General features: G+C 44.4%; 13 protein-coding genes. 6 read left to right on the plus strand and 7 right to left on the minus strand.

Translation table 11 applies throughout. From position 1 onward, the window contains the following. From ACKPQ4_RS00935 to lipA, 3 genes are all read left to right on the plus strand, one after another. Window positions 1-746: topoisomerase C-terminal repeat-containing protein (locus ACKPQ4_RS00935; RefSeq protein WP_407679333.1), on the plus strand; the 746-nt coding region annotated here is incomplete at its 5' end. Further along, the gene (locus ACKPQ4_RS00940) at window positions 743-1054 is read left to right on the plus strand and encodes a hypothetical protein (RefSeq protein ID WP_407679334.1); all 312 of its coding nucleotides are present in this window, start codon (window positions 743-745) and stop codon (window positions 1052-1054) included. The genes ACKPQ4_RS00935 and ACKPQ4_RS00940, both read left to right, overlap by 4 nt. After that, window positions 1051-1947, plus strand: a complete 897-nt coding sequence (gene lipA, locus ACKPQ4_RS00945; RefSeq protein ID WP_407679335.1) for a lipoyl synthase — start codon at window positions 1051-1053, stop codon at window positions 1945-1947. Before ACKPQ4_RS00940 ends, lipA begins: the two co-directional genes overlap by 4 nt. Before the next feature lie 113 nt (window positions 1948-2060). Here the strand turns inward: lipA and groL are convergent, their stop codons facing one another. From groL to nusA, 6 genes are all read right to left on the minus strand, one after another. Continuing rightward, the gene (gene groL / locus ACKPQ4_RS00950) at window positions 2061-3689 is read right to left on the minus strand and encodes a chaperonin GroEL (RefSeq protein WP_407679336.1); all 1629 of its coding nucleotides are present in this window, start codon (window positions 3687-3689) and stop codon (window positions 2061-2063) included. Window positions 3690-3732: 43 nt separating this feature from the next. Further along, window positions 3733-4029, minus strand: a complete 297-nt coding sequence (locus ACKPQ4_RS00955) for a co-chaperone GroES (RefSeq protein WP_407679337.1) — start codon at window positions 4027-4029, stop codon at window positions 3733-3735. A 91-nt stretch (window positions 4030-4120) separates the two neighbouring features. Continuing rightward, window positions 4121-6073 (minus strand): molecular chaperone DnaK, encoded by a 1953-nt coding sequence (dnaK, locus tag ACKPQ4_RS00960; RefSeq protein WP_407679338.1) that lies wholly within the window; start codon window positions 6071-6073, stop codon window positions 4121-4123. A 172-nt stretch (window positions 6074-6245) separates the two neighbouring features. Continuing rightward, entirely contained in the window at window positions 6246-6599 is a 354-nt protein-coding gene (rbfA, locus tag ACKPQ4_RS00965) for a 30S ribosome-binding factor RbfA (protein WP_407679339.1), read from the minus strand. A gap of 18 nt (window positions 6600-6617) precedes the next feature. Next, the gene (gene infB / locus ACKPQ4_RS00970; protein WP_407679340.1) at window positions 6618-8951 is read right to left on the minus strand and encodes a translation initiation factor IF-2; all 2334 of its coding nucleotides are present in this window, start codon (window positions 8949-8951) and stop codon (window positions 6618-6620) included. A 32-nt stretch (window positions 8952-8983) separates the two neighbouring features. Next, window positions 8984-10246 carry a transcription termination factor NusA gene (gene nusA, locus ACKPQ4_RS00975; protein WP_407679341.1) on the minus strand — a complete coding sequence of 421 codons (1263 nt, stop codon included), beginning with the start codon at window positions 10244-10246 and terminating at the stop codon, window positions 8984-8986. 197 nt (window positions 10247-10443) lie between these two features. On the opposite strand from nusA, the gene leuB reads away from it, so the two are divergent. Genes leuB through ACKPQ4_RS00990 form a run of 3 tightly spaced genes read left to right on the plus strand, consistent with a single transcriptional unit; the run spans window position 10444 to window position 16723 of the window. Beyond that, complete coding sequence (leuB, locus tag ACKPQ4_RS00980; RefSeq protein WP_407679342.1) at window positions 10444-11547, plus strand: 3-isopropylmalate dehydrogenase; 1104 nt, start codon at window positions 10444-10446, stop codon at window positions 11545-11547. A gap of 21 nt (window positions 11548-11568) precedes the next feature. Then, window positions 11569-14247 carry an alanine--tRNA ligase gene (gene alaS, locus ACKPQ4_RS00985; protein WP_407679343.1) on the plus strand — a complete coding sequence of 893 codons (2679 nt, stop codon included), beginning with the start codon at window positions 11569-11571 and terminating at the stop codon, window positions 14245-14247. Window positions 14248-14266: 19 nt separating this feature from the next. Further along, window positions 14267-16723, plus strand: a complete 2457-nt coding sequence (locus ACKPQ4_RS00990; protein ID WP_407679344.1) for a DEAD/DEAH box helicase — start codon at window positions 14267-14269, stop codon at window positions 16721-16723. Between the two features lie 48 nt (window positions 16724-16771). Here ACKPQ4_RS00990 and ACKPQ4_RS00995 read toward each other — a convergent pair. Further along, a partial coding sequence (locus ACKPQ4_RS00995; protein WP_407679345.1) for an alanine racemase occupies window positions 16772-17011 on the minus strand: 240 nt, incomplete at its 5' end.

The following is a 17011-nucleotide window of genomic DNA, read 5'->3' on the forward strand; positions in this document are numbered from 1 at the left end:
CTGGGGAATGGGAGCAAAAGCTTCGTATGATTGAAGATGGTAAAATGTCCAGAGCTACCTTCATGGAAGGAATTTCGTCCATGACCAAAGATTTTGTTGAAAAAACCACAGGATTTGATGAGACGAAAGTATCCCTCAAGGAAACAAACCTACGTTCCCCTATTGATGAGCAACCCCTTTTCGAGGGACTAAACAATTACCAGAATGAATCTGGAGATTTTAAAATATCTAAGAATATAGCTGGTCGAAGACTTACCGTTGAAGAAGTGGGAATTTTACTTAAAGACAAACGGGTCGGTCCTTTAGATGATTTCATCGCAAAGACAGGAAAAAGATTCTCGGCGATGTTAAAAATGGAAGATGATTACAAAATCTCCTTTCTTTTTGATAACTCAAAAAATGAACAGGAAGAATCAATTGAAAAGGAGATGATTAAATCCGCTCCTGAAATTGTTGATTGTCCTTTATGCAAAGGATCTATTCGTCAAACAGACCTTTCTTTTATCTGCTCGAACAACAAAAGAGTTTCCGATGATGGTAGCTGTAATTTCAGAATTACCCGTAAACTTTTAGATAAGGAAATTCCGGTTGAAGAACTAAAGAAATTGGTAGTTGATAAAAAGACCGGTCTTATAAAGGGGTTTATTTCACGAAGAACCAAAAGACGTTTTGATGCCAATTTGTTATTAAAAGATAATGGTTCAATAGGTTTTGAATTTCCACCAAGGAAGAAAAAATCTGCTTGAGCACTTTGTCTGTTATGCCGATTTTTAAATACTTGGTATTAAATAAAGGTAATACCGAGGAGTATATTGAAGTGGAACAAGCATTAACAGATAAACCTCTTGTAAAACACCCAATTACCGGTGAACCGATAAAAAGGATAATTGATTCCCCTTCACTCACTCTTAGGCATTCTAGCCTTAGGGAAAACAAAACATTATCTGCGGATAATTTACAAAAGCATGGTTTTTCAGTTTTAGAAAAAAACGACTCAACAGCGGAGTATGTTCAAACGATTGGAGATAAACTGGATTTAGAAGAAAATTCATGAGCTCCGCCAAAGAAAGAATTGCCAAACCTAAATGGTTAAGAGCTAAATTACCATCCGGTCCTGAATACGGTAAGGTAAGAACTCTTGTAGACGAGAACCAACTCCACACGGTTTGCCAGAGTGCTCAATGTCCAAACATGGGTGAATGCTGGTCTCGAGGAACTGCAACCTTGATGATTCTAGGTAATATCTGTACCCGAGCATGCTCTTTCTGTGCCGTACAAACAGGTAAACCTACCGAACTTGACCTAGCAGAACCTCCACGTGTTGCAGATGCAGTTGCTAAAATGGGGCTTAAGCACTGCGTACTCACATCTGTGGCACGGGATGACCTTCCGGATGGAGGGGCAAAAGTATGGGCTGCTACAATTCGGGCGGTAAGATACCGTAATCCAAACACCGCGATTGAAGTTTTAGTTCCTGATTTTAAAGGAGATTTTAAAAGCCTGGATATCGTATTGAACGCCAATCCAAATATTTTTAATCATAATTTGGAAACTGTCGAACGCCTACAGCGCCCAATCCGAAAATCTGCTCACTACCAAAGAAGTCTCGATGTCCTAGCCCATGCAAAAAGCCGGGAATTTCCAATCAAATCAGGTATTATGCTTGGACTTGGAGAAAAGGAAGCAGAAATAAGGCAGGCCCTCAAGGATTTAGCAAGTATTGGCCTTAATGTTCTTACACTTGGGCAATACCTGCAACCCAGTAAAGAGTACGCCCCGATTGACCGTTGGGTTACCCCTGATGAATTCGATAATTGGAAAGACGAAGCTCATAAACTTGGTATTGAAGTAGTTGAATCAGGTCCTCTTGTTCGTTCGTCTTATCATGCAGACGAACAATCTGATCGATATTCTAAACAATCTAAGCTTCCCCAAGCATCTGGTTAAGGATTGTTCTTCAATTTGCTAATCCAATAACCAAGATTCTTTTTGTTTTAAGGCAAAAAGAAAAGGCGTTCTCCGAGGAGAACGCCTTTTCAAAGAAATCGTAAGATAAAACCTTACATCATACCATGATCGTGACCATGTCCAGCAGGAGCAGGTGCCTCCTTTTCAGGAATGTCTGTAATCATGCAGTCGGTTGTTAATAGAAGACCAGAAACGGAACCAGCGTTTTGTAATGCAGTTCTTGTAACCTTGGTTGGATCTACAACCCCGGCTTTGATCAAATCTTCGTATTTGTCTGTAGCTACATTGTAACCATTGCCTGATTTTGACTTAAGTACTTGTTGAACAACCAAGGAACCTTCGACCCCAGCGTTGTCACAAAGTTTACGCAAAGGAGCTTCAATTGCTCGAAGAACAATGCTTGCACCAATTTGCTCATCACCTTCGAGAGCAGCAGCAGCCTTATCAATCGCATTTCTGGCACGAAGTAAAGCAACACCACCACCTGGAAGAATACCTTCTTCAACTGCAGCACGGGTTGCATGCAATGCATCTTCAACACGAGCTTTCTTTTCCTTCATTTCAGGCTCTGTGGCAGCACCAACACTTATTACAGCAACTCCACCAGCTAACTTAGCCAAGCGTTCCTGTAATTTTTCACGATCGTAGTCGGAAGTAGTCTCTTGAATCTGACGACGGATTTGCTTAACGCGTCCTTGGATATCAGAAGCTTTTCCTGCACCTTCAACGAGAACAGTGTTTTCTTTATCAACAGATACACGCTTTGCTTGTCCAAGGTCAGCAAGTTGAACATTTTCCAACTTAATACCAAGATCCTCGGTAAGACAACGTCCGCCGGTTAAGATTGCTAAGTCACGAAGCATTTCTTTACGACGATCTCCAAAACCAGGAGCCTTAACTGCACATGCATTAAGAGTACCACGTAATTTATTGACCACGAGAGCGGCAAGAGCTTCTCCCTCAACATCTTCAGCGATGATAAGAAGGGGTTTACCTTGCTTAGAAACCAACTGGAGAAGAGGAAGCAAATCACTTAGAGCACTGATTTTCTTCTCGTGAATGAGAATGTAACAGTCATCTAACGCAGCTTCCATTGTGTCATTATTCGTGCAGAAGTAAGGACTTAAGTATCCCTTGTCAAACTGCATACCTTCAACGACATCCAAGGTTGTCTCGATGCTTTTAGCTTCTTCTACGGTAATCGTTCCGTCTTTGCCCACTTTGTCCATTGCATCTGCAATGATAACACCGATTTCGTCATCCCAGTTGGCAGAAACGGTAGCTACTTGGCGAACTTCTTCGCGGTCAGAAACCTTTTTGCTGTCACGTAAGAGTTTGGCAACTCCAGCTTCAACAGCCTTGTCGATTCCACGTTTCATGTAGACAGGGTTTGCACCAGCTGCCACATTCTTCAATCCTTCGCGATAGATGGAATGAGCCAAAACAGTGGCCGTAGTTGTTCCATCGCCAGCAAGGTCAGATGTTTTAGATGCGACTTCACGAACCATTTGAGCACCCATATTTTCGTAGGGATCTTCAAGGTCGATTTCTTTGGCCACGGTCACACCATCCTTGGTGACTGTTGGAGAACCAAACTTTTTGTCGATTAAGACATTACGACCCTTAGGTCCTAGCGTTACGCTGACTGCATCAGCAAGTGTCGACACGCCTTTAAGAACTTTCTTGCGGGCGGCTTCGTCGAATAAGATTTGTTTAGCCATAATTACTTTTTAGTTTTTAGAAATTTATGATTTGCGATTAGATTCAAGCTACAATTCCGAGGATATCTTCCTCGCGAAGGATCTTGTATTCAACATCATCGACCTTCACATCGGTTCCGCCGTACTTACTGATTAAAACTTTGTCTCCCTTTTTAACTTGAAAAGGAACGTCGTTACCGGCGTCATCCTTTTTTCCTGTTCCTAGGGCTACAACTTCCGCTTCCTGCGGCTTTTCCTTTGCTGAATCGGGGATAATGATCCCGCCTTTAATTTGCTCGTCTTCATCGACTTGCTTGACGAGTACACGATCTCCCAACGGAGTGATTTTTGGTTTGCTCATATTCCTTTGTTTTTTGGGTTGGTTTAGATATTAATGATTAACGGTTGGAAAGGCAGTATTTCTGACTGTTTTCCGAAATTATGACTATTCACTAGGATTTTTTCTTGTCGTCATTTTCATCGTCTACGACTTCAAAATCAGCATCAACAATGTCATCTTCTTTTGATTTATTGTCGCCGCTTGATTGAGATTGAGCTGCCGCAGCGGCCGCTGGGTCGGTGGCACCACCACCCGCTTGGGCAGCTAGTTTAGCCAATTCCTCAAAGCCTTTCTCAAGTTTTTCCTTAGCTTCTTTTATAGCAGAGGTTGTTGATGATTGATCGTCCAAAACTTTTTTGGCATCTGCCAACATATCATCGGTCATCTTCTTTAACTCATCCGTAGCCTTGTCGCCAAGATCAGTAAGTTGCTTTTCACATTGATATACTAAAGAGTCCAAATCATTCCGAGTCTGCACGGCTTCTTTTTTCTCTTTGTCTTGATCGGCAAATTTTTCAGCTTCTTTCTTAAGCCTATCCACTTCATCATCATCCATGCTTGAAGAACCAGAGATAGTTATTTTTTGATCTTTACCTGTATCCTTATCTTTTGCGGTTACATTAAGAATACCGTTAGCATCGATATCAAAAGTCACTTCAACTTGAGGCGTTCCACGAGGTGCGGGCCGGATTCCATCAAGTTTGAATGTACCCAAGGTTTTATTGTCTTGAGACATTGAACGCTCACCTTGAAGAACCACGATATCCACAGCAGGCTGGTTATCTGCAGCGGTCGAGAAAACTTGAGACTTCTTAGTAGGTATGGTCGTATTGCGCTCGATCATCGGAGTGGAAACAGCACCGGCAGTTTCAATCCCCAAGGTCAACGGCGTTACATCCAAGAGCAAAACGTCGTTAACATCACCTTGCAACACTGCACCTTGGATAGCAGCTCCGATGGCAACCACTTCGTCAGGATTTACTCCTTGGTTAGGGTCTTTACCACCCAATTCTTTAGCGATCTCGACAACACGAGGGCTCCGGGTCATTCCACCTACTAAAACTAGGTTGCCTACTTCACCAATACTTAACCCTGAATCTTCTAAACAGGATTTGAACGGATTTTTAGTACGCTCGTAAAGATCGTCACAGATTTGCTCTAGCTTAGACCGGCTGAAAGTAACATTCAAGTGCTTTGGACCCGATGAGTCCGCCGTAATAAATGGAAGGTTAATATCGGTGGATTGGGAAGACGATAGAGCCATTTTAGCTTTTTCAGCTTCTTCTTTAAGACGCTGCATAGCCATGGCATCGCCAGAGAGATCTATCCCCTGTTCTTTTTTAAAATCATCTACCAACCAATTGATAATTTTGTCGTCCCAATTATCACCACCAAGCTGGGTATCTCCATTGGTTGCTTTTACTTCAAAAACTCCGTCTGCAATTTCCAATACGCTTATATCAAATGTTCCACCTCCTAAATCATAGACCGCGATGGTTTCCTCACCCTTTTTATCCAAGCCATAAGCAAGTGAAGCTGCAGTGGGTTCATTAATTATTCTCATGACCTCCAATCCCGCAATTGCACCCGCATCTTTGGTTGCCCGACGTTGATCGTCATTAAAATAGGCAGGGACAGTTATCACTGCCTGAGTAACAGGTTCTCCCAAATATGCTTCGGCATCAGCTTTTAGCTTACCTAAAACCATGGAAGCAATTTGTTCGGGCATAAAAGTTTCGGTTTTACCATCAATCTCACATTCGATAACAGCGGCACCATTCTTGCCTTCTATAACCTTAAAAGGAAGTGTGCTCACTTCGTCCTTAATTTCTTCGAATTTGCGCCCGATCAACCTCTTGGCTGAATAAATGGTGTTGTGTGGATTTGTAACTGCCTGTCTCTTGGCGGCTTGGCCAACAATACGCTCTCCCGTTTTGGAAAAAGCAACAATCGATGGTGTTGTGCGATTACCCTCGGAATTGGGAATTACCTTAGGCTCGCCTGCTTCCATTACCGCCATGCATGAATTACTTGTACCTAAATCTATACCTAATATTTTACTCACGGTAATTTTACTGCACCTTCCGTGCCCACTCAAAAATAATCATTAAATCACTGAATAACAATTACTTCTGATAAAAGAAATGTTTAATGGGCGAATAATAAAGAATAAACTGTGACAGGGTGGCTCAAATCATGACACAGCATTGACACGCTGTGACACCAATAATTGAAAGCTATTTCCCAACTTCAGTCTGTTCATCCAGAGTATCCAAAATCTCCATTACCCGATTACCGCGCTCGATCCCTAAGTCTCTAACAAATTGAAGTTTCGGCGAGTATTTCAAAATGACATACTTACTTACCACTCCTCGGATTTCACCAGCGTGTTTGCGAAAGAACTGTTGAGCTTCACGAGCACTCAAATCATCTCCCACAACCGAATAGGCAACGGTAGCGTTGCGTAAATCTGCAGCTACATCTACAGAGGTTATTGTCCACCTTACAGTCTCAGCACCATACCTGGTACTTAAGTAATTACCGATTTCTCTTTTGACCAATTCATTGACCCTAGCTAATCGCAGGCTCATAGGATACAAATTTAAAAATTACAGCTTTGGGCGGATCTTATCGATTTCAAAAGTCTCGATAACATCTCCTTCTTCATATTTGTCGAAGGAATCTAAACGCATACCACATTCAAAACCTGCTTTTACTTCGGTCACATCATCTTTGAATCGGCGTAATGTATCAATTTTCCCCTCAGCAATAACTTCTCCAGAGCGGACCAATCGAGCACCTTTATTTCGGGTAATGACACCTTCCATAATCATGCAACCAGCAACCGCCCTGCTTTTACTGATACGAAATACCTGACGAACTTCAGCACGACCAGTCTTATTTTCGACTAGTTCTGGTTCAAGCAATTCGGACATGTTTTCTTTAACCAAGTCAATGAGCTGGTAAATAATACTGTTATGGTAAAGTTGAACGCCCAAATGCTTGGCTTCACCCATAACTCCATTTTCCAATTTTACATTAAAAGCCAAAATATCAGCATTAGATGTATTGGCCATTTTGACATCATTTTTGGTAACCTGTCCAACATCTGAATGAATAATTTCAAGGAGTACCTTATCGCTTTCGATTAAATTAAGCGAATCTTTCAACGCTTCGACAGAACCTCGGACATCACCCTTAATTATAACGCGATAAGCGGTTGATTTACTCTTACTTATGGCAGCAAAAAGAGCATCCACAGCGGCAGTGTTTTCGGAATCACCAGTTTCTCCTACAGACTCTTCAATAGTTTCCTCAACCGGAATAGCTAAAAGTTTCTTTTCCATGACAGCGTGTTCATCAGCTTCACGCCTGGCAACTCGCTCATTTTTCACTCCCTTACAAATTGCTCCACAATCAGGAACTTCCGACCAACCTAAAACATTTACCGGGGTGGAAGGAGGAGCCGATTTAAGCTTATTGCCCTGATCATCTATTAAAGCCTTAACCTTACAATATACAGAACCGCAATGGAATGAATCGCCGATTTTGAGAGTTCCTTTTTGAACGATTACCGTTGCTGTGGGACCTCTTCCCACTTCCATACGGGCTTCGATTACTATAGCTTCAGTAATCGCAGATGGATTGGCCTTAAGTTCCATTAACTCCGCCTGCAACAAAACCATATCAAGAAGTTCTTCGATATTTTCTCCCTTGAGAGCAGAAATGGGAACAGTAACAACATCTCCACCCCAGTCCTCAGCAGGAATGGAACGCTCCTGCATTTGAGTTTTAACCTTATCAATATCAGCACCTTTTGAATCTGTCTTATTGATGGCAACCATAAGGGATGATTGAGAACGCTGGGCGAACTTTAGGGCTTCCTCTGATTGAGGCATAAAGCCATCATCGGCGGCGATCACCAATATACTAACATCCGTAAGGTTAGCTCCACGTTCACGAATCTTGGAGAAAGCCGCGTGGCCAGGAGTGTCAAGAAAAGTGATTTTTTGACCGTTGTGGTCAATTTGATAAGCACCGACATGCTGAGTAATGCCTCCTGCCTCACCATCAACCACGTTTGCTTTGCGAATTGTATCGAGCAAAGTGGTTTTGCCATGGTCTACATGACCAAGGATACAAACGATAGGTGGACGAGGTTCTAGGAACTTTTCGTCACTTTCATCAACCACTTCCTTAATTTTCTTCGGCTTGGGCTCAGTTTTTTCTCCACGATGACGAATTTCTAAATCAAAACCTTTGGTTTTCGCGACCTTACTGGCGACATCTTCTTCGATTGCTTGGTTCATGGAGGCAAAAATGCCCATTTCCATGAGTTCAGAGATCAACTGAAAAGGTTTGAGTCCAATCAAACCAGCAAAATCTCTGACGACAATCGGAGGTTTAACAATAATCAAATTGCCTTCAACGATTCCCCCTGAATCATCTGGGATCGGAGTGCTTGGCGGGGATGGCAAAGACGGCTGAGCAGGGGATGGTGGCGAAGGTACTACCGCTGCTTGCTTGACTGGTGGCGGGGGTAAGCTTGGAGCAGCTCCAGCAGTTTCAGGCTCGGGAGGTAAGACCGGTTTGGCAGGGCTTGGTTCACTCGAAACTTCCTGTTCGTCAGCAAGAGCAGCCTTGGCTTCAAGTTCCGCTCTTTCTTTATCTTCTTTTTCGCGATCTAAATCCTTCTTGGTTTTAACAAAAGGAACAGCCTTAGATTCTTCTGTAGACTCCTTTGTTTCTTCAACTTGAGGCGAATTCACTTCAACCACTTCAGGTGCTTCCTTCTTAAACTCTTCAATCAAGGACTGGGCAGTGATATTGTCGATCGTAGAAGAAGCACTTTTAATCTCATATCCACGTTCTGCCAATAATTCAATGACCTCCTTGCTGGTTTTATTGGTCTCTTTGGCTATCGCGTGAATTCTTACACTCATAAATTCTTACAGTCTTGCTCTTAGGTACTAAATTAGGATTCGGGTTGTTCGGAAGGAGTCGGAGAGGAAACCTTCTCTAAAATGTGTAGAGCAGTAGGCTCATCAAAACCCAGACCGATTAAATCAGTTTGAGTAACACCTTCAAAAGCCTCAGGACTGACTAATCCGAAAGCAACCAGGCGATCAGCAACCTCGAACTTAATCCCTACTGAAGTAAGTCCCTCAGCTGCTTTCGTTTTACGCTCATCAAAACCTACTTCCTTAACGACTACCTTACCAATGTCTAATTTCCATCCGAGCAACCTGGATGTTAAGCGAGCATTAATACCTTTCCTGCCAATAGCTACGGAAAGGTCGTCTTCTTTAACTTCGAAATACATGCGTCGCTTGTCCCTGTCTAAGTTGACATTTTGGGGAACCGCGGGCTTAAGCGCTTCGACTAATTGTTCAACTGGATCTTCAAACCAACGAACAATATCTACTTTCTCACCATTCATTTCACGAACAATGCTTTTAACACGACCTCCCCGTGCACCTACACAGGCACCAACCGGATCGACTTTAGGATCGGTGCTTTTCACACAAACTTTTGTACGGTATCCAGGTTCTCTTGCCATGGCCGCTAAAGTGACGGTGCCATCTGCAATTTCGGAAACTTCCATTTCAAAAAGCTTGCGAACAAAATTGAGACTGGAACGACTAAGAATTAGTTCCGGACCTCGCCCTTGTTGTTCAAGTTTTATGAGTAGGCAACGAATGCGCTCACCTGGCACCCAGTCTTCTCCTGGTGCCTGTTCACGCCAAGGTAATAGAGCTTCAGCTTTACCCACTTCCACAATCAGATCGCCTCGTTCTTTGCGCCGAACAGTACCGGTAACAAGATTGCTTACCTGATCTCGGAATTCATCATAAATATGCTCTTTCTCGAATTGCCGAAGCCTTTGCTTGATTGCTTGTTCAGCAGTTTTTGCTGCAATTCGTCCAAGGTAGGCAGGATCCATTTCCCGTTCAACAATGTCCCCAACTTGAGGATTGTCTGCATAAAGCCTAGCTTTGTCTAAATGGATCTCGCGAGCTGTGTCAGATACAGATTCCACAACCTCAAGTAAAGTCCAAGCCTGAAGAGCTCCACTTTTCTGGTTAATCTCCACCTTGACTTCACTGGGTTCGGAATTGGCACCACCGCGTTCAGCGGCGGCTTTCACCGCGTTTTCGATCGTGGCAATCATGTCGGGACGACTGATGCCCTTTTCTTTCTCCATGTATTCAAGGACTGCGAGAATTTCGCTGCTCATGGGCTGGATATTGTAATTGGTTAATTGATATAAAAAAGGACGAGCAAAGTGCCCGCCCCCTATGGACTAGACTATAATGAAGGTTTTCAAGATATCAGGAAGCTTATTTTTGTCAACGCATACATACTCATCTTAAGACGGATACTTTTTCCTCTTTGCAGGAACCCTCACATCGATTAGAACTAATCGTCTTTTTGATGAATACCATACACTTCACTAATCTACCCGGAGACGGTATCGGGACCGAAGTCATGTCTGTTGCCCTTAAGGTTTTGGAAAAAACCGGCAAGGCACACAATTTTTCTTGTGAGACCACTTGCCACGATGTGGGTGGAATCGGCATAGATAATCATGGAACAGCCCTACCTGAATCTACTCTAAAAGCCTGCCAAGCAGTAGATGCCATTCTTTTCGGCTCTGTGGGAGGTCCAAAGTGGGAAAGCCTACCCCCAAAGGAACAACCAGAAAGGGCAGCCCTACTTCCACTTAGAAAGGCATTTGAATTATTTGCCAATTTACGCCCCGGTAACCTCTTTCCCGAATTGGCTGACTTGTCCCCTCTACGATCTGATGTAGCCAGTGCAGGTATTGATGTCCTCTGCGTACGCGAACTCACAGGCGGTATTTATTTTGGGCAACCGAAGAGCACTCGTACTCTCGAAGATGGACAAAAAGAAGCGATCGACACTATGGTATATCGGTCCGGAGAGGTTGAACGTATCACAGAAGTGGCAGTACGGGCAGCTGCTCTACGAGGAAAAAAAATATGCTCGGTCGATAAAGCAAACGTTCTAGAGACATCTGTTCTTTGGAGGCAGACGGTTGTTGATTGTGTGAAAAACCTGGACCCAACCATCGAGCTCTCTCACATGTATGTTGATAACGCCGCGATGCAATTGGTCAGAAACCCCAATCAATTCGATGTTTTACTTACAGAAAATATGTTTGGAGATATCCTTTCAGATGAACTCGCGGTAATTTGTGGATCATTGGGCATGCTTGCATCTGCCAGTTTAGGTACTGGGAAAAATTCGACGGGACATCCTTACGGCTTGTACGAACCGGCGGGAGGCACCGCCCCAGACATCGCTGGTCAAGGACTGGCCAATCCTTGTGCCCAAGTCCTAAGTGCAGCTCTCATGCTCCGTTACAGTTTTGGAATGGAGAACGCTGCCCAAGCAATTGAAAATGCAGTCAAGGAAACGATTCGCTCTGGATTGCGTACCGGAGATATTGCTCAGGGAGGAACAGCAGTCGGCACAGAGGAAATGGGAAATGCCATCCTTTCAAGAATCATTTAAAAAATAAGCTATCTACCAAGAATGAAAGCCACCGACATCAGGAAATCATTTCTTGATTTTTTTGCCTCCAAAAACCATAAGATTGTCTCCTCTGCGTCCTTGCTTCCAGAATCGCCTAACTTATTGTTTACCAACGCGGGAATGAATCAATTTGTTCCCTATTTCCTTGGGGATCAGCAGGCATCAAGCTCTAGGATATCAGACACCCAGAAATGTATCCGAGCAGGAGGAAAGCACAACGATTTAGAAGATGTTGGGTTGGACACCTACCACCATACTTTTTTCGAGATGTTGGGTAATTGGTCGTTTGGCGACTACTTTAAAAAAGAAGCCATCGAATGGGCGTGGGAACTTTTGGTAGATGTATGGAAATTCCCCCCGGAGCGTCTCTATGCCACTGTTTATAAGCCAGGTGTTGGAGACCCGGCAGATTTTGACCAGGAGGCTCATGATTTGTGGTCGGAAATTTTCCAGAAGGCAGGACTTGATCCATCCATTCATGTGGTTACGGGCGGAAAAAAAGACAATTTTTGGATGATGGGGGAAACCGGCCCGTGTGGTCCCTGCTCTGAACTCCATCTCGATTTAACTCCCAATGGAGACAGCGGAGGAAAACTAGTCAATGCGGACTCCCACTTGTGTATCGAAATCTGGAATCTAGTATTTATTCAGTTCAATGCTGACAAGCGAGGAACATTCTCACCGCTTGGATCGAAGCATGTGGATACTGGGATGGGCTTTGAACGGGTAGCCGCGGTAATTCAGGCCACCAAACAATTTACTGATTTTTCCAAGCCCGCTTCGAATTACGATACCGATGTTTTTTCTCCGCTTTTTCAAAAACTGGAAGAAATGTCAGGAATGAGTTACCAATCTACCCTGCCCAATAACGGCAAACCGACTGAAGGACAGGAAGAAACAGATGTCGCATTTCGGGTAATTGCTGATCATTTACGTGCCCTATCTTTTTCCATTGCCGATGGAATACTACCCGGAAATAGCGACCGGAATTATGTCCTTCGGCGAATTCTTCGAAGAGCAGTTCGCTACGGAAGAACCCTGGGGTTCACGGATCCATTTTTTTATAAATTAGTACCAGTATTAGTTGATCAAATGGGAGAGTTTTTCCCGGAACTTACTGAAAGAAAAGAACTAATCGAAAAGACTCTCCGATCGGAAGAAGAATCATTTAACAAAACCCTTGATCGAGGAATTGAACTATTTTCTCGTGAAACCAAGGGAATGGAGGCAGGCCAAGCCTTATCCGGCAAATTTGCGTTCAAGTTGTACGATACTTTCGGGTTCCCTATTGACCTAACGGAATTAATGGCCAGGGAGCGCGGCTTAACCATCGATCATCAAGAATTCGAGGCCCAGATGGACGCTCAAAGAAAGCGGGCCCGCAAAGCTCACAAATCGGTCGATATTCTCGTCTCTGAGAGCTCAGATTGTGCAGATTCGACGATTTTTACTGGGTACGATCTTTCCTGCCTCAATGATTTTTCAGCCACCTGTATTGATTGGATCGAGCAAGAAGATAAAAAGTACCTTGTGCTCGACCAATCCCCTTTTTACGCGGAAATGGGCGGACAAATGTCAGACACGGGAACAGCTCATTTTGAGGGTACTTCCCTCAAGGTTAAACATGTGGCAAAAGACTCAAATGGTCGCTTCCTTCACCAAGTTGATGGCCACTCAGGGGCCAGCGAGGTAATTGGAAAGGCTTTTTCGCTAACGGTCGACCTAGCCAAGAGACTTGCAATACAAAGACACCATACTGCCACTCATATTCTCCATTGGGCTCTGCGCGAAGTGCTTGGTGATCATGTTCGACAAGCCGGTTCTCTCGTACAGCAAGATCGTTTACGTTTTGATTTCTCTCACTTCGAAGCGGTTTCAGAGGAAAAGTTGCAAACGATAGAACGAATTTCCAATGAAAAGCTTTTACTCAATGAGCAAGTTAAGACCTATGAAATCCCCTTTTCAGAAAAACCTGATGGTGTAATTGCTTTTTTTGGAGATAAATATGGTGAATTGGTCCGGGTAGTCGATCTCGGCGGATGGAGCCAGGAATTGTGCGGAGGCACTCATGTCCAAACCGGTGGAGAAATTGGATCAATCCGCGTGATTTCCGAATCTGCGATTTCTGCCGGTACCCGGCGTTTAGAAGCAGTGGCTGGGCTCTCAGCTTACCAATGGACAGATGAGCGCGTTAATGGCTACAACCAATTACTTAAACGCTTGGGCTGTCAACCCCATGAACTTGACGGCAGGATTGATCAGATGCAGGGCAAGGTAAAGAATTTGGAGAAACAACTGCGTTCAATTGAGCAAAAAGGACAGTCAGGAATCGCCGATGGACTTATTAACTCTGCCAAAGAACGGGATGGAATAAAAATCATAACCGGAAAAGTTACCAACCTCGCTCCCAACGACCTCCGTGCCCTTACCGCACAAATTAATAAAAGATGTGCCCCTTCGGTGGTTCTTCTTGCTTCCGAAAAAGAAGGGAAGTGCTCAATGGTTTGTATCTGTTCTTCGCAAGCGGTTGAGTCCGGGCATAAAGCAGGAACTTACCTGGCCGAACTCTCCGATAAATTGGGTGGTAAAGGTGGGGGTAAACCCGATTTTGCCATGGGGGGTGCTCCTGCGAACAAGGGTTTGGACGAGGCCTTAGCATCGCACTCGCTAAACACCTGAATTCAGCCATCTTTTGAGGTTGCGAATATTGCTCCCCCCCACCCTAGCTGGGTGTGTTCAGCGAAACGCCATACCTGCCAAGATTGAACTGGAAAAGGAAACGGGCGACCGTTTACCTCCTGAAAAATGTGAGATGGAAGACTTGGCAGGATTACCTGACGCCGAGCGCTCAGCCCTGTTTGCACTTTCCCAATGGTGCGGAGGAAAACTTTCCTCTTTTTTTCAACTCGATTTAGGGCAAGCCCACGAACTGCTCAAACTGTTGGATCGGATCGAGTGTTTTTACCCGGCAAATTCTCCAGACTCCTCCATCCCTTGGATCGAATCTGGACTCGAAGGAGTAAGCGAATACCTGAATCCTCCTGAATCCAAGCAGCCGCGAAAAGTTCGTGAAATCACCAGCGTGAATGATCCCATTCCCGAAGAAAGCCCAGTAGCCGATTTGCCTGAATATAATGGACCTCCTATCGAGGTGGAAGGTTCGACCGAATATTTACGGATTATCCTGCCAAGTTCCGAACACCCTAGTCATTCAGAAGTTTTGAGATTGCTCAGGGAGTGGAGTTTTATCCGTGATCGCTCGCACAGGCACTGGTGGTGGTTAAGAGATGCATCCAAGGTACTGGACTTTTTAGCATCGCACCAAGAAGAACTCGATCTTGATTACGATGCGGTCTTCACTGAGAATTTTCGAAAACTTACCTCTTCAATCAAACATGCGGTCCTGCGAATCAATGCCAAGGAAAGCGGTGAACTTATTGAGGTTGAGTCCAGAATTGAAGCAGGAGATGCTCCAATTGAGGAAATTGAACATGCGTTGGCAACCGGGCGAAATCATTTCAAACATGGAAACCTTACCTTTTTGTTAACCAAAGAACTGCGTGAAAAAACCGCACATGTACAAAGGCAGGCATCCGGAGAAACTGACAGCCCTTTGCTTGCCCAATCTTCTCACTGTGTTTCCCGCTTTCAATCAACAACTCTGGAAACTTTTTTAGCGGAAGCCGACCCCCGCTTTCGTCCGCCTGCTCAATGGAAAAAACGCGGCCTAGCTCTGCGGGACCTCTCTTCCCTAAACTCGCCTATCCCCAAAGACGGTTTGGAAAAAATTCTCAGGCCTTATCAAATTATTGGAACAGCCTGGATGCTTCATTTGTTTGACCATGGTCTTGGAGGTATCCTTGCGGATGAAATGGGCTTGGGTAAAACGCTGCAAACTCTTGCCTTTTTATCATGCCTTAGAAAACGAGGGGGCCCGGTTAAAACATCTCTCGTTATCTGCCCTGCCTCTTTGGTAGAAAACTGGAAGCGAGAAGCCATCCGTTTTTGTCCGTCCTTTCAGGTATACTCTCACCACGGCTCTAACCGAGCGACCACCCCATCTTTCCTGGGCAAATTCGACCTTATTATTACCTCTTACGGCACGCTTTCTCGAGACCTTGAAATGTTCAGGGATTTTCCCTTTCTCTGTGTGATTGGCGACGAAGCACAACACCTTAAAAACAGACGAACTCAAAACGCCAAGGCCACGGCATCCCTTACATCTGAGGGGCGTATGCTTCTCACAGGTACTCCAATCGAAAACAGTGTATCCGACCTTCTTTCCCTCTTGGAATTTCTTCTTCCCGGCGCTAATCCCCGACTACCTGAAGGCACCAGGGGAGACGAAAGAGTTTGGCACGAACAAAGAATTCTTAAACAGGCAGCCCCCTACCTACTGCGCCGATCCAAACGGGAAGTTGCTCCAGAACTTCCAGAGAAAATCGAACAGGTGCTCTACCTTGATCTGACCCAGGACCAAAAAGATTGCTATGAACAAGTCAGAAGGTCAGCCGAAAGCGAACTAGATAAGATGGCAGATTCAGGGGCCAGTGAAGGAGCAATGCGTATGAAAACGCTGACTCAACTCCTTCGCCTTCGCCAAACCTGTTGCGACCCCCGATTGGTTAATCCGGATTTGGAAACTTATCGATCATGCAAAATGAACGCCTTTCGAGAACTGCTTTACAACTGCCTTGAAGGAGGTCACCGCATGTTGGTTTTCTCTCAATTCGTTCAAGTGCTTAAATTACTCAAGGCTGAACTTCAATCCGCTGATCTGCCCTTTTGTTATCTTGATGGTTCAACTACCGATCGCATGGCTCAAGTCGATCGTTTTCAAGAAGACGAATCCATCCCGGTATTCCTGATTTCCCTCAAGGCTGGAGGCACTGGTTTAAACCTTACGGCGGCAGATGTGGTGGTTCATTTTGATCCATGGTGGAATCCGGCCGCTGAAGCTCAAGCCACAGACAGGGCACATCGAATTGGCCAAGATAAACAAGTTAATGTCTACAAATTTATCACTACAGGAACCGTGGAAGAAAAAGTACTAGAACTGCAAAAAGGAAAAAGGAAGTTACTCGAACAAGTATTTGATGAATCAGAAGCCGCTAATTTAAAACTTTCTGTTCAAGATTTAAGGGAGTTAATCTAGGTTTTATGCCTATTTTATTTTCATCCTGAAAACCAAATAAGCGTAAATTTATTTTCGGCTGCCAAACAAGGCTGAACCGACCCGAATCATCGTGCTGCCAGCAGCAATAGCATGAAACAAATCATCAGACATACCCATGGATAGTTCATCCAAGCTTACCCCATGGCTTTCCTGTAATGATTGGCGTAGTTCAGCCAATTGATCAAAACATTTCCGGGCGACCGATGGATCTTCGGGCGAATAAGGTGCAATCGTCATTAATCCTTCAATTACAAGGTGGGAAGATTT

This window comes from Candidatus Chordibacter forsetii (assembly GCF_964187505.1).
Taxonomy (GTDB): Bacteria; Verrucomicrobiota; Verrucomicrobiia; order Opitutales; family Seribacteraceae; genus Chordibacter; species Chordibacter forsetii.

What these genes read in the sequence shown, in the direction of transcription:
- nusA (WP_407679341.1), bottom strand. Translation starts at nt 10,246, where the DNA reads ATGAGCAGCGAAATTCTCGCAGTCCTTGAATACATGGAGAAAGAAAAG.
- rbfA (WP_407679339.1), bottom strand. Translation starts at nt 6,599, where the DNA reads ATGAGCCTGCGATTAGCTAGGGTCAATGAATTGGTCAAAAGAGAAATC.
- alaS (WP_407679343.1), top strand. Translation starts at nt 11,569, where the DNA reads ATGAAAGCCACCGACATCAGGAAATCATTTCTTGATTTTTTTGCCTCC.
- leuB (WP_407679342.1), top strand. Translation starts at nt 10,444, where the DNA reads ATGAATACCATACACTTCACTAATCTACCCGGAGACGGTATCGGGACC.
- ACKPQ4_RS00955 (WP_407679337.1), bottom strand. Translation starts at nt 4,029, where the DNA reads ATGAGCAAACCAAAAATCACTCCGTTGGGAGATCGTGTACTCGTCAAG.
- lipA (WP_407679335.1), top strand. Translation starts at nt 1,051, where the DNA reads ATGAGCTCCGCCAAAGAAAGAATTGCCAAACCTAAATGGTTAAGAGCT.
- groL (WP_407679336.1), bottom strand. Translation starts at nt 3,689, where the DNA reads ATGGCTAAACAAATCTTATTCGACGAAGCCGCCCGCAAGAAAGTTCTT.
- infB (WP_407679340.1), bottom strand. Translation starts at nt 8,951, where the DNA reads ATGAGTGTAAGAATTCACGCGATAGCCAAAGAGACCAATAAAACCAGC.